This is a genomic window from Shinella sp. R2-11 (assembly GCF_055330205.1).
This window is the reverse complement of record NZ_JBVAPC010000006.1, coordinates 13,955-26,316: the sequence shown is the minus strand read 5'-3', so window position 1 is coordinate 26,316 and position 12,362 is coordinate 13,955. Positions and strand designations below refer to the sequence as shown.

Here is a 12,362-nt window from a genome sequence, read left to right as displayed (position 1 = left end):
TTCAGGGCTGGCGGTAAAGGATTTCCGCTTCCACCGAGCGGCTTTGCGGCGCATGACCGGGGCATTGGCTTCGGTCATCGGCACGCCCCGGATGCACCATCACCAGGGCATCGTCCGCCCGTGCGCGCAAGAACCGTGGCAGCCAGCGTGCGACGGCTTCCGGCCTGTCCAGTGGCAGAAAACCGGAAAAATCCGTGTTCGTCGACCAACCCGCCTTGCGGAAGGTCCTTCCGGCGAGAAGTGCCAGCGTCATGATCAAGGCCACTTTCGGGCCACCTGAACGCAGGTTGAGTATAATCCCACCGATTGTTCGGGGCAGGGGAACGCGTATCCAGGTGCCGCTTTCTCGCGGCAGGGCTGCGGCGAGCCGGCTCAGGCCGGGAAAACAGTGGCAGTGCTGGTGGCCGTCATAATAATCGGGAAGAAAGCCGAAGACGTCGTAGAACGCTTCCGCCTGCCTGCGGAACTCTCTTTTCGCCTGTTGCGGAAGACGGCCTGTCAGGCAAAGCCCGAGCAGTTCACCGATCGACCGATGAAAATTCCGCCCGGAAAAGCCATGCGTAAGATTGAGGTGAAGCCCAACGGCCGCCCCTGCCTCCCGCGCATGGCGCAGGCGCTGCATGGCTTGCGGATCGATGTCGCCGTCGATCATGACCGAGGTCCCGTCGATCCGCCGCTTTTCGAGGAGATCGAGGATGACATTGTCATGCCCGCGGCCAAGGCCGAAGTCGTCCGCGATCAGCATTCGAGCCCGCCCTTGCTGTCACTCGGGCCAGACATAGACCACTGCCGTTTCGAACGGCACCTCGCGGGGGAAGCGCAAGCCGAAGCGCTTGATCGTGAAGGTGGCGTCTTCAGATTGCAGGCCGTTGGCGGACGCCCAGGCGTGTGCTGCGTGCACGCACTCCGCGTCGCCTTCGCCGGGAGCATGCAAGGGGCAGGCGATCATGCCGGCTTCGGCCTTCCAGTTCTCGCGCGGCGGATAGTAGGACGGCAGGGCGTCCGGCAGCGCCGGCAAGGCCTCGATCGGCGTGGGTGAGAAGAAGGAGATCATCGCGGCGCGGTTGCCGCTGGCTGCCCAGGCAAGGGGTATGTCATGGCGAGCCTGCCAGTGCTCGATGGCCGCGGCTGCCTGCTCCTGGTCCGGCTTGTAGTAGTTCGCATTGGCCTTGTAGCCGTCAATGGCTGCCGCAGCGAGGCCGCCGACGAGCATGAGGGGCCAGATGAAGCGGAATGCAGCGATGAGCTTCGGACCGTTCTCCTCCAGACGGGTCGGTTCGGCATTGGCGGTGATGTAGAGCATGAAGGCAAAGCCGATCGGGATCGCCCACGGCGTGGACAGTTCGGCAAGGCCGACGACGGCGAAGAAGAGCGTCACCAGCCAGGGGCCGAGCGCCAGAACGCCTAAGATGGGACGGTCCTTGGGCCATTGCAGCAGGTGCGCATAACGGGACGCAATGGAACCGCTGACAAGAAGAAGCCCGGCCAACACCAGCGGGATCGGCCAGTAGAAGAGCGGCGCGATCACGAATTTCGCGATATAGTAGACGGCATTGCCCAAATCGTCGCCCGCGCCCTGCTCGCTCGCATAGGCGAGGGCGTCCCGATGGTCGAGCAGCCAGAGAAGATGCGGCGTGGTCACGGCGAGAAACACGACGATCGCGGTCCAAGGCGCCGCCGTCCGCCAGAGCCAGCGCTGGCTCGGCAGGAAGGTGAAGGCGAAGAGCGGCAATATGAGCACGATCGAATAGTATTTGCTGAGCATGGAGAGCCCGGCAAACAGGCCGAAGAGCGCTGCATGAAGCAGCCGCTTTCCGTCCCGCTCAGTCGTCGACTTTACGAAAGCCCAGGCCGTCCACGGCCAGGTGGAAAGGCAGATCGCGTTCATGTTGAGCTTGTCGGCAAGGGTCAGATACGGGAAGGCCAGCGCCCCGAGCGCGAGCGCGACGAGCACCTGCATGTCGCTGAGCCTGAGCGCGCGGCCGAGCGCCAGGATGCCGAGCATGGCGACGGCGAGATTGATGGCGGAAAGCAGATAGAACGAGGCGACGCTCTTCGGGGCGACCATAAACCAGATCTTGGCCATCCACGGCAGGAACTGCGGATGCTTGCTCGAACCGGCCAGCCAGTGTTGCGACCAAGCGTAGACTTCGACCATGTCGCCGTAGCGGTCGAGGCTCGGCTTGGCGATGAGGACCATCGCCCACCACACGAGGCAGTGGATCAGGACGAACAGGGTCGGCTTGGAGGAGAGGGTCTTGAACATTCAGGAAGAGGCCTCGGTTTGTGTGGACGCCAGGGTGTCTGCGGCTGGCGATACCACGCGCCTCTCGGCCAGTATATATGGCGGGCGGCGCTTCGCCTCGAGCACGGTCTTGCCGATATATTCTCCGAGCAGGCCGAGGAAGATCATCTGGATGCCGCCGAAGAACGCGATTAGCGCCAGAACGGAGGCAAGGCCAATACCGTTGGAGGTGAAGAAAAGCCGTTCCACGACGATGTAGATGCCGTACAGCGCGCTGACGCAGGCGATGAAGAGACCGGCCAGCGCCATCAGGCGCAGGGGCGCCGTGGTGAAGCTGGTCATCGCGTCGAAGGACATGGCGAGCAGCCGTGCGCCGTTGAAGCTGGAGACGCCGCGCTCGCGAGGCGGCGGGGTGAGCGGCAGGCCGCGCTGGGCAAAACCGACCCAGCCGTAAAGCCCTTTCATGAAGCGCTGGCTTTCCGGCAGCAGGCGCAGGGCATTGGCATAGCGCCGGCTGATCAGCCGGAAGTCACCCGCATTCTCGGTGATGGAAAAGCGCGCGCCCCGGTTCATGATCCAGTAGAAACCACTCGTCAGCTTGGCCTTGAGGAAACCTTCCGACGCCCGGCGATCTTCCTTGTAGGTAAAGACGCTGTCGACCTCCTCCGTCTTCCAGACACGCACAAGATCGAGAAGAAGTTCGGGAGGGTGCTGGAGATCGGCATCCATCATGATGATGGCATCGGCCTCAGTGGCCGCATCGATGCCGGCCGAAAGGGCAGCCTCCTTGCCAAAATTCCGGGAGAACTGCAGGAGTGTAGCGGTGTGCCCGGCATAGTCGAGCTCGCCGAGAATGCCGAAGCTTCCGTCGGAGCTACCGTCGTCGATGAAGACATAATGGACGGCGGTGAGTCCATATTCGAGGCGGATGCGCTCGGAGACCGTGTTCAGCCTGTCGACAAGATGCGGAAGGTTCTCCGCCTCGTTGAAGATCGGAACGACGATGGAGAGGCTCTGGCCGGCGGTCATTTGCTTCCTTTCATGAAGACGAGCATCGACGAGGCTGCAAAATTGGCGACGGAAACGATCCCGATGGCCATCGCGACGGCGATGAAGACGGGAAGCCCTGCGGCGATGAACAATTCCAGAACCGCGACCCGGAGGGCAAGGACAATCGCCGTCAGCATCATGAACTTGACATAGCGTTTCACCCATCCGGCGCCGGACGTGCGGAAGGTGATCCTGTCATGATAGAGGAATACGATCGATCCACTCACCACCATGGAGACCGCCAGCGCCAGGGACGGCGGCGTTCCGAAAAAGCCGTTGGCGCCGAGCGTGACAACGTAATCGATGATCGCGCCGATAAGCGACCCGCCGCTAAAGATCAGGAAGTTCTTCAGGATGGAAAGGAGCTTCGGAAGGTTGGGCATGGCGGACGGATAGCTCGGCAAAAGCGTGCGGAAGGGCGCGGCGGCTCGGATTCCCTAGGCAAAAACGTGCCGGGATGTCAGAAAACATTCCGGCATGTTCAAGCTCCGGGGTGACTAGACCTTATCGGTCGGCCTGTCCACCTTCGCCTTTACTGGAACGCCGTCTCGAAGAAGCTCCTGAGCTTGCGGGAATGCAGCTTTTCCGTCGGCATGCCGGCGAGTTTTTCCAGCGCCCGGATGCCGATCCTCAAATGCTGGTTGACCTGGGTGCGGTAGAAGGCCGTCGCCATGCCGGGCAGTTTCAGCTCGCCGTGCAGCGGCTTGTCGGAAACGCACAGCAGCGTGCCGTAGGGCACGCGGAAGCGGAAGCCGTTGGCGGCGATGGTGGCCGATTCCATGTCGAGCGCGATGGCGCGCGACTGGGAAAGCCGCTTCACCGGCCCGCGCTGGTCGCGCAGTTCCCAGTTGCGGTTGTCGATCGTCGCGACGGTGCCGGTGCGCATGATGCGCTTGAGATCGTAGCCTTCGAGACCCGTCACCTCCTCCACCGCGCTTTCCAGCGCCACCTGCACCTCGGCGAGCGCCGGGATCGGCACCCAGACCGGCAGGTCGTCGTCGAGCACGTGGTCCTCGCGCACATAGGCATGGGCGAGCACATAGTCGCCGAGCGTCTGGCTGTTGCGCAGACCCGCGCAATGGCCGAGCATCAGCCAGGCATGCGGGCGCAGCACGGCGACATGGTCGGTGATCGTCTTGGCGTTGGAGGGGCCGACGCCGATATTGACGAGCGTGATGCCGCCATGGCCTTTCTTCTTGAGGTGATAGGCCGGCATCTGCGGCAGGCGGCCGGGGGTGATGTCTGGCTCCGGCCTGTCGGAGCCGGCCGGCGTGACGATGTTGCCGGGCTCGACGAAGGCCGTGTAGCCGTTGCCGCCCTCCGCCATCTGCTGGCGCGCCCATTCGCAGAACTCGTCGACATAGAACTGGTAGTTCGTGAAGAGCACGAAATTCTGGAAATGGTTGGCCCTGGTCGCCGTGTAGTGGCTGAGGCGGGCAAGCGAATAATCGATGCGCTGCGCGGTGAAGGGTCCAAGCGGCGAGGGCTCGCCCGGGCCGGGCTCGTAGGCGCCGTTGGCGATCTCGTCGTCGGTATTGGTCAGGTCCGGTGCGTCGAAGAGGTCGCGCAGCGGAAGCTCGATGCCTTCGGTGACTTCCGCCTCAACATGGGCGCCCTCGCCGAAGGCGAAATGCAGCGGGATCGGCGTCGTCGATTCCGAGACGATGACGCGCACCCCGTGATTGCGCATCAGGAGGCCGAGCTGTTCCTTGAGGTAATGCCGGAAGAGCTTTGGCCGGGTGATCGTCGTCGTATAGACGCCGGGCGAAGCGACATAGCCGTAGGACAGGCGGGAATCGACATGGCCGAAGCTCGTCGTCTCGATGCTGACCTGCGGATAGCAGGCGCGGAAGCGGGTTTCCGGCGTGCCGGTCCGGCCGAGCGAGACGAAGGCGTCGGTGAGGAATTTCGTATTGCGCTCGTAGAGCGCCTCGAGGGCATCGACGGCGGCGACCGGATCGTCGAAGGACTGCGGCTCGTAGGGCTCGGGCGTGGCGAAGGAAAGGGGTCTCGGCGAGAAGGTTCGTTTGCTCATGAATCACTATAGTTGTTGTTATTTGACAAGCAAACGACAAGTTCCGCGCGCCCGCAAGCCCCGGGGCGGGGTCATTGCGGCGCCATGCCCATAGCGGCGTGAAAACAGGAGGATAGGAGGGCCGGCACGCCTATCGCGGGGCGGCGAGAACGATGCCCGCGCCGACCAGCGCGAGCGTCGCGCCGGCAAGGTCGAAGCGGTCGGGGCGCATGCCCTCGGCAAGCCAGAGCCAGAGCAGCGAGGCGGCGATATAGACGCCGCCATAGGCGGCATAGGCGCGGCCGGCAAAGGCGCTGTCGACCTGCGCCAGCAGCCAGCCGAAGAGGGCGAGCGAGGCCATGCCGGGGATGAGCCACAGGATGGACTTGTCGAGCCGCCACCAGGCCCAGAAGGCGAAGCAGCCGGCGATCTCGGCAAGGGCGGCGGCGGAAAAGACGAGAAGGGATTTCATTCGATGCTCCGGGCTGGCGGCAAGAGGCCGGCCCGGTTTAGCACGGAACGGGAAAAGACGAAGCCTGCCTCAGCTCATCGACTGGCGCTGGAGGGTGACGAAAAGCACGAGGCCAGCGCCCTGCTTGGTGATGCCGAGGCCGCCCGCATTGCTCCAGGCGAGCGCCCCGACCGGGGCGATCATCATCGCGCAAAGCGTCAGGATGCGCAGCAGCATGGTCGAGGCGTGGGCGAGGGCGGCGATCATCGGGTTTCATCCGGCAGGCGAGGCTGGATCAGAGCGCGGCGCGGCACATGCTCGGCGTGGAGCAGGCGACGATCTTGCCGGTGCCGTTATGCGTGCTGCGGCGGTAATCCGTCTCGACGGCGGCGGCCAGCATGATGGCGAAGACGGCCATCAGCAGGGTGATGATCGTGAGGCGGCGTGCGAGGATGTCCATGGTGATGTCCCTCATCCAGATGTTTCGGTGTAGCCGTTTTCGCACCTCAGGACTGAACGGTCCCTGAGAGGCCGGTTCATCTCCCGTTCAGGAAAGCTGTGATTCGGTTTTTCAGGAGGGATGGGACGTCGATGAAGCCTTGAAATCAGCGGCTTGAGCGAGGACGAGCGGCTGAAATGGACAAGCCGGCGCGGGGCGCCGGCTTTAACATGGAGCTTCGAAATTGTGCTTCGACGGTCGCGGCCTACCCGTTCACAGCCGCGTCCATGTCTGCGACTTGCAGAGAACGGCGAGGACGCAGCCCTTCATGCGCAGGGAATTGCCGTTGACGGCGCCGGAGCCGCTATAGGTCTTGTCCGTCTCCGGGTCGGTGATTGAGCCGCTATAGTCGGCGCCCGTGCCGTCGAGCTTGCCGATGCGCTTTCCGGCATGCTTGCCCGTCTTCAGCGTGATGCAGTAGCTGCCGCCGCATTTGGCGATGGCGGCGGTGGCGCCGCTCGCCGTCTTCCAGTTGCCCTCGATCTGTTCGGCGGCCAGCGCGATGCCCGGCGCCGCCAGAAGCGCGGCGGCGATCCATGTCCTCAGTTTCATTCTCTTCCTCCTCCTCCTCCGGAATGACGGCCGAAAGATATCTTACGGGCACGTAAAGGTAAATATGCTCTCGACGCGGATTTTCGGCGTCTTGAAGGGGGATAGACCGGCGAGAAATCGCGAGGGTGAAGGATGTGGTCGTTTGCCGTGGTTAGCGAAGGGTTGAAATCGGCGGTTGAACAATCGGTAAATTTTTATGCGAATGCCGCCGTTTCCAGGGGATGCGATGTTTAACGAAAATCCAATTTTACCAAGCATTTGGATTTTGTTCGTCTCAAATTAAGCATGCATTTTAAGCGCATTTTGAAAGGCCTGCGGCATAGTGGAGCCATAAGACGAGCACGGAAAACCGGGCCGCAAAACTCCGAGGGAAGACCGAGCCGCAGAAGACGGCAGGCGCCCGAGGAGGCCCGAAAAGGGCAACAAAACAGGGCAATACGGCAGTAAACCAAAGAAGACAGGGACAATCGAAATGGCACGCTTTGACTTTCAGACCATCGAAACGGCCGCCACGATGGGCGGCGAGAACCGCGCCGAAATCTTCTGCGACATGGGCCTCATGTATGCGACGGGCCGGGGCTGCGACATCGACCTCGTCCAGGCACACAAGTGGCTGAACATCGCCGCCATCAAGGGTTGCGACCGTGCCGCCGAGCTGCGCGCCGACCTTGCGGCGACGATGACGAAAAATGACCTCGCCCAGGCGCTGCGCGCCGCCCGCGAATGGATGACGGTGCATTGAGGGGCGAATAGCGAATAGGGAAGAAAAGACCGCCGAAGCGGCAATCCCTATTCGCTATTTGCTATTCGCTCCAGAACCCGCGGCAACGCCGCCTCCAGCAACGCCATGTCCTCCTGCGTCCCGACGCTGATGCGGACGCATCGGTTGAGGGGGGCGATGCCGGGCATGCGGATGAAGACGCCGTGCTCCATCAGCCCATCGACGATGGCCTTGGCGCGGGTGCCGTCCCGGCCGCAATCGACGGTGACGAAATTGGTGGCGGAGGCAAGCGGCAGAAGCCCGTTGGCCCGGGCGATCCCCGCGATGCGCTCGCGGGATGCCGCGATGCGGGCGATGACGTCCGCCAGATAGGCCTGGTCCTTGAGGGCGGCGAGCGCGCCCTGCACCGAGATCCGCGCCATGCCGAAATGATTGCGGATCTTGTCGAAGGCCTGCGCATTGCCGAGCGTGCCGATCGCATAGCCGATGCGCGCGCCGGCAAGGCCGTAGGCCTTGGAGAAGGTGCGCATGCGCAGCACGTTCGGCTGGCCGATCAGCGCGCCGATGGGCGGGATGGTCCCGGCCGGCGCGGTTTCCCCGTAGGCTTCGTCGAGGATGAGCAGCGTCGTTTCCGGCAGCGCCCGCGCGAAGGAAACGACGCTGTCGGCATCCCACCAGCTTCCCATCGGATTGTCGGGATTGGCGAAATAGACGAGCGGCGCGTCTTCGCGGCGCACCGCTTCGAGAAGGCCGTTGAGGTCCTCCCGGTCGCCGGCATAGGGTACGGTGACGAGCCGACCGCCGAAACCGTTCACATGATAGTTGAAGGTCGGATAGCCGCCGAGCGAGGTGACGACCGGCGTGCCCGGCTCGATGACGAGCCTTGCGATCTCGCCGAGCAGGCCGTCGATGCCGCCGCCGACGGCGATGTTGTCGCGCGAGATGCCATGGGAAAGGGCCAGCGCCTCGCGTAGCTCGAAATTCTCCGGATCGCTGTACATCCACGTGGTTTCAGCCGCTGCGCGCATCGCCTCCAGCACGGAAGGGGTGGGGCCGAAGCCGCTTTCGTTCGCCCCGATGCGCGCCTTCACGGCAAGGCCGCGATTGCGCTCGATGGCCTCCGGCCCGACGAAGGGAACGGTGGCGGGAAGGGACTGGGCGAGGGCGGTGAAACGGGAAAATGCGGACATGAATGAAGGCGCCTGGTATCGATGAACGGGGGAACCGGCTGCCGGACGGAGAAATGCCCGCCGGAATCGGTCTTCCGCGGGCACCCTATCCAATAATGGCCGAAGGTGAAACGCTCAGGTGACGGCCGAGCCGAGGCCGGCTCTTTCCACGCCCGCCATGTAGCGGCGCTCTTCCTTCTTCGGGCGGGTGCCGTTGACGCCGCCGGTGAAGTAATCCGAGCGAACGATGGTGTGGAGCAGCTCCTCGTCGATTTCCTTGATGAACTGCACGCCGATGCGGCTGTCGTTGCGGTAGACCTCGGCGCAGCCGATGCGCGAGGCGACGCCGACCACGGAGAGGTAGTAATGCAACGGAAGGCCGATCGTCGTGGTGACGATGAAGCTCGCGCCGCCCTGCGAGATGTCGATGAGCTTGCAGCTGCGCAGCTTCGGCGCGGCGAGATCGAAGCCGACCGTCATCAGCATGCCCTGCCGGTTCACGGCAAAGCGCTCCCACTTGCGCTCGTAAAGTCCCGCGCTGGAGCGCGGATCGGCACCCAAACTCATTGCCATACTCCCGGTAGGGGGACATCATGTCCTGAAGATGGGCGGAGTGTCGCAGGGGACCGTTTTGTTTCGCTGAAACAAATGCTTAAAAATTTACCGGCCCGGATTTTTGCTGAAGGCCGGTTCAGTCGTCCTGCGGGGGGACCGTCCGGCCGAGCACGAGATTGAGGAAATCCGTGTCGAGGAACATGTTGAAGCGCACGGTCATCTCCTCGCCTTCGCGCTTGAATTCCGTGCAGGGGATGCCGTCGCGGATGCCCATGATTTCCAGGTAGAAATTCTCGGGCAGCTCCAGCGCCTTGTTGATCGAGATCGCCGCGCCGGCGCTCGAAATGCTGCGCACCAGGCAGGTATAGCGCTGCGCCGTGCTGAGGTGATGGCCGATCGGGGTGATGAAGCCGGGCTTGTCGAGGCGATACTGGACGAAGCTGCGCTTGGGATGGCGCAGGCGAAGCTGCTCGTGGACGGTTTCGAGGGGCATGGTTCCCTCCCGCTTCTGTTGCCGGGTTTCGACTGTATCGAAACGGGATGGATAAAAGATGAAAACGGCCGCCCGCATTTTAGCGGGCAGCCGCTGGAAACCGTAAAGGCGGAAAGGCTTACTGGAACGCCTGAAGACCCGTCTGCGCGCGGCCGAGGATCAGCGCGTGGATGTCGTGCGTGCCCTCGTAGGTGTTGACGGCTTCGAGGTTCATGACGTGGCGGATCACGCCGTATTCGTCCGAGACGCCGTTGCCGCCGTGCATGTCGCGGGAAACGCGGGCGATGTCGAGCGCCTTGCCGCAATTGTTGCGCTTCATCAGCGAGATGAGCTCGGCCGGGGCGCGGTGCTCGTCGAAGAGACGGCCGAGGCGCAGCGCGCCCTGAAGGCCGAGCGCGATCTCGGTCTCCATGTCGGCCAGCTTCTTCTGGATGAGCTGGGTGGCGGCGAGCGGCTTGCCGAACTGCTTGCGGTCGAGCGTGTACTGGCGGGCGGCGTGCCAGCAGAACTCGGCGGCGCCCATCGCGCCCCAGGCGATGCCGTAGCGGGCGCGGTTGAGGCAGCCGAACGGGCCGGCGAGACCGGCGACTTCCGGCAGCAGGTTCTCATCGGGAACGAAGACGTCCTGCATCATGATCATGCCGGTGACGGAGGCGCGCAGCGAGAACTTGCCCTCGATCTTCGGCGTCTCGAAGCCCTTCATGCCGCGTTCCAGCACGAAGCCCTTGATCTTGCCGTCATGCGCGTCGGACTTGGCCCAGACGACCGCGACATCGGCGATCGGCGAATTGGTGATCCAGTTCTTGGCGCCCGAGACGAGATAGCCGCCGTCGACCTTCTTGGCGCGGGTGATCATCGAGGAGGGGTCCGAGCCATGGTCAGGCTCGGTGAGGCCGAAGCAGCCGACCCATTCGCCGGAGGCGAGCTTGGGGAGATACTTCCTGCGCGTCTCTTCCGTGCCGTAGGCGAAGATCGGGTGCATGACGAGGGAGGACTGCACGGACATGGCCGAGCGGTAGCCGGAATCGACGCGCTCGACTTCGCGGGCGACGAGGCCGTAGGAAACGTAGTTGGCGCCGACGCCACCGTATTCCTCGGGGATCGTCGGGCCGAGCAGGCCGAGTTCGCCCATCTCGCTCATGATCTCGCGGTGGAAGATCTCGTGGCGGTTCGCCTCGGTGACGCGCGAGGCCAGCTTGTCCTGGCAATAGGCGCGGGCCGTGTCGCGGATCATGCGCTCTTCGTCGGTCAGCTGGTCCTCGAGGAGGAAGGGGTCGGCCCAGTCGAAGGGCGCCATCTTGGCGCGGGCCTGTTCCGGAGTGACGCCGTGGTGCTCGCTCATTGCTTCCATCCTGTCGCGGTTTTGTCGTTGCAGAAGTGCTACATCAGCTTGCCTTCATCCGAAAGGGCGGGAACGAAAGCGAGGGGCAAACGCTTTGGCTATTTATGAATGCCCTCATGAGTTCGCAGAATGAGCCATCCCCCGTAAATTCGCCCCTTCTGCCTTGATCCTGTCCTTCACGAGGCGCATGTAGCCTGACGATGAGCAATTCCACGAAAGAGAGGCCGGGCATGCGAGACCGCTTCAAGAGGTCGGTCGAGCGGCTGGTGCCGACCGAGGCGCGGCTGGGCGACCTGCTCTGGCCCTTCCACCGCACACCCGAGCGCAAGACGCCCGCCACCCGCCGCCGTCCGGCAGGCGGCTCTCCGCTTGTCGAGGTCACGGATTTCGGCAGCAATCCCGGCTGTCTGCGCATGTTCGCGCATATTCCAGAAGGCCTGCCCGCCGGGCGGCCGCTCGTTCTGGTGCTGCACGGTTGCCAGCAGGATGCCGAGAGCTACGACCGTGCCGCCGGCTGGGCGTCGCTCGCCGACGAGCGCGGCTTTGCCGTCGTCTACGCGCAGCAGCGCGATGCGAACAATCCGCGGCTCTGCTTCACCTGGTTCCGCCCGAGCGAGGTCACGCGCGACCGCGGCGAGATGATGTCTATCCGCCAGATGGTGGCGCATGCAGCCGAACAGGCGGGCAGCGACCCGCAGCGCATCTTCATATCAGGCCTTTCCGCCGGCGGGGCGATGGCGGCCGCGATGCTGGCGAACTATCCCGAGCTTTTCGCCGGCGGCGCGATCATCGCGGGCCTTCCCTTCGGCGCGGCGCGTGACGCCACCCGCGCCTTCGATGCCATGAAGGAGGCTCCCGAGCGCACCGCCCGCGAATGGTCCGACCTCGTCCGCAACGTCGCGCCGACCATTCCCCGCAAGCCGGCCATCTCGATCTGGCACGGCACGGCCGACGATACCGTCTCCCTCTCCAACGGCCTCGCCCTCATCGAGCAATGGCGCGACCTCTATCGCCTGCCGAAGGACGCCTTCGTGGAAAAGCGCATGAAGGGCCGCCGCACGCGCATCTGGCCCGACAAGGACGGCAAGCCCCTCGTCACCTTCCACGAGATCGACGGCATGGGCCACGGCACGCCGGTAATGACCGGCGAGGGCGGCGGCCATGCGGTGTCCGCCGAGCCGTTCATGCTGGAGGCGGGGTTTTCGTCGACGCTGGAGATTGCGAGGGCATGGGGTTTGACGCGGAAGTGGAAGCGGTAGGCGGCGCTGCGC

15 protein-coding genes are annotated in these 12,362 nt (G+C 63.9%); 2 read left to right on the top strand and 13 right to left on the bottom strand.

Annotation, left to right across the window (positions count from 1 at the left end; all coding sequences use genetic code 11):
- Position 1 precedes the first annotated feature (1 nt).
- The 9 genes from ACZ1A1_RS15975 to ACZ1A1_RS15935 all read right to left on the bottom strand — a co-directional run bounded on the left by ACZ1A1_RS15975 (position 2) and on the right by ACZ1A1_RS15935 (position 6,811).
- Positions 2-745 (bottom strand): ChbG/HpnK family deacetylase, encoded by a 744-nt coding sequence (locus tag ACZ1A1_RS15975; RefSeq protein ID WP_463620659.1) that lies wholly within the window; start codon positions 743-745, stop codon positions 2-4.
- A gap of 18 nt (positions 746-763) precedes the next feature.
- Complete coding sequence (locus ACZ1A1_RS15970; RefSeq protein ID WP_463620658.1) at positions 764-2,266, bottom strand: glycosyltransferase family 39 protein; 1,503 nt, start codon at positions 2,264-2,266, stop codon at positions 764-766.
- Positions 2,267-3,274 (bottom strand): glycosyltransferase family 2 protein, encoded by a 1,008-nt coding sequence (locus tag ACZ1A1_RS15965; protein WP_463620657.1) that lies wholly within the window; start codon positions 3,272-3,274, stop codon positions 2,267-2,269.
- Positions 3,271-3,678 carry a GtrA family protein gene (locus ACZ1A1_RS15960; RefSeq protein ID WP_463620656.1) on the bottom strand — a complete coding sequence of 136 codons (408 nt, stop codon included), beginning with the start codon at positions 3,676-3,678 and terminating at the stop codon, positions 3,271-3,273. Before ACZ1A1_RS15960 ends, ACZ1A1_RS15965 begins: the two co-directional genes overlap by 4 nt.
- A 149-nt stretch (positions 3,679-3,827) precedes the next feature.
- A complete protein-coding gene (locus tag ACZ1A1_RS15955; protein WP_463620655.1) occupies positions 3,828-5,330 on the bottom strand; it encodes an AMP nucleosidase in 1,503 nt (500 codons plus the stop codon).
- Between the two features lie 130 nt (positions 5,331-5,460).
- Complete coding sequence (locus tag ACZ1A1_RS15950; RefSeq protein ID WP_119258864.1) at positions 5,461-5,781, bottom strand: YnfA family protein; 321 nt, start codon at positions 5,779-5,781, stop codon at positions 5,461-5,463.
- A gap of 69 nt (positions 5,782-5,850) precedes the next feature.
- Positions 5,851-6,027 carry a hypothetical protein gene (locus ACZ1A1_RS15945; protein ID WP_313196561.1) on the bottom strand — a complete coding sequence of 59 codons (177 nt, stop codon included), beginning with the start codon at positions 6,025-6,027 and terminating at the stop codon, positions 5,851-5,853.
- A gap of 28 nt (positions 6,028-6,055) precedes the next feature.
- On the bottom strand, positions 6,056-6,220 hold the full coding sequence (locus ACZ1A1_RS15940) for a hypothetical protein (RefSeq protein WP_463620654.1): 165 nt from the start codon (positions 6,218-6,220) through the stop codon (positions 6,056-6,058).
- Between the two features lie 252 nt (positions 6,221-6,472).
- Positions 6,473-6,811 carry a DUF2147 domain-containing protein gene (locus ACZ1A1_RS15935; RefSeq protein ID WP_463620653.1) on the bottom strand — a complete coding sequence of 113 codons (339 nt, stop codon included), beginning with the start codon at positions 6,809-6,811 and terminating at the stop codon, positions 6,473-6,475.
- 472 nt (positions 6,812-7,283) lie between these two features.
- Between ACZ1A1_RS15935 and ACZ1A1_RS15930 the strand changes: the two genes are divergently transcribed.
- Complete coding sequence (locus tag ACZ1A1_RS15930; RefSeq protein WP_463620652.1) at positions 7,284-7,553, top strand: SEL1-like repeat protein; 270 nt, start codon at positions 7,284-7,286, stop codon at positions 7,551-7,553.
- Between the two features lie 47 nt (positions 7,554-7,600).
- Here the strand turns inward: ACZ1A1_RS15930 and ACZ1A1_RS15925 are convergent, their stop codons facing one another.
- The 4 genes from ACZ1A1_RS15925 to ACZ1A1_RS15910 all read right to left on the bottom strand — a co-directional run bounded on the left by ACZ1A1_RS15925 (position 7,601) and on the right by ACZ1A1_RS15910 (position 11,091).
- Positions 7,601-8,722, bottom strand: a complete 1,122-nt coding sequence (locus tag ACZ1A1_RS15925; protein ID WP_463620651.1) for a pyridoxal phosphate-dependent aminotransferase — start codon at positions 8,720-8,722, stop codon at positions 7,601-7,603.
- Positions 8,723-8,836: 114 nt separating this feature from the next.
- Positions 8,837-9,268 carry a PilZ domain-containing protein gene (locus tag ACZ1A1_RS15920; protein ID WP_313196566.1) on the bottom strand — a complete coding sequence of 144 codons (432 nt, stop codon included), beginning with the start codon at positions 9,266-9,268 and terminating at the stop codon, positions 8,837-8,839.
- A 124-nt stretch (positions 9,269-9,392) separates the two neighbouring features.
- Positions 9,393-9,749 carry a hypothetical protein gene (locus tag ACZ1A1_RS15915; protein ID WP_463620650.1) on the bottom strand — a complete coding sequence of 119 codons (357 nt, stop codon included), beginning with the start codon at positions 9,747-9,749 and terminating at the stop codon, positions 9,393-9,395.
- 118 nt (positions 9,750-9,867) lie between these two features.
- A complete protein-coding gene (locus ACZ1A1_RS15910) occupies positions 9,868-11,091 on the bottom strand; it encodes an acyl-CoA dehydrogenase (RefSeq protein ID WP_203318325.1) in 1,224 nt (407 codons plus the stop codon).
- Positions 11,092-11,321: 230 nt separating this feature from the next.
- Here ACZ1A1_RS15910 and ACZ1A1_RS15905 point away from each other — a divergent pair, with 230 nt between their 5' ends.
- Positions 11,322-12,350: an extracellular catalytic domain type 1 short-chain-length polyhydroxyalkanoate depolymerase gene (locus tag ACZ1A1_RS15905; protein WP_463620649.1), complete on the top strand. Its 1,029-nt coding sequence runs from the start codon at positions 11,322-11,324 to the stop codon at positions 12,348-12,350.
- The last annotated feature ends 12 nt before the right edge of the window (positions 12,351-12,362 follow it).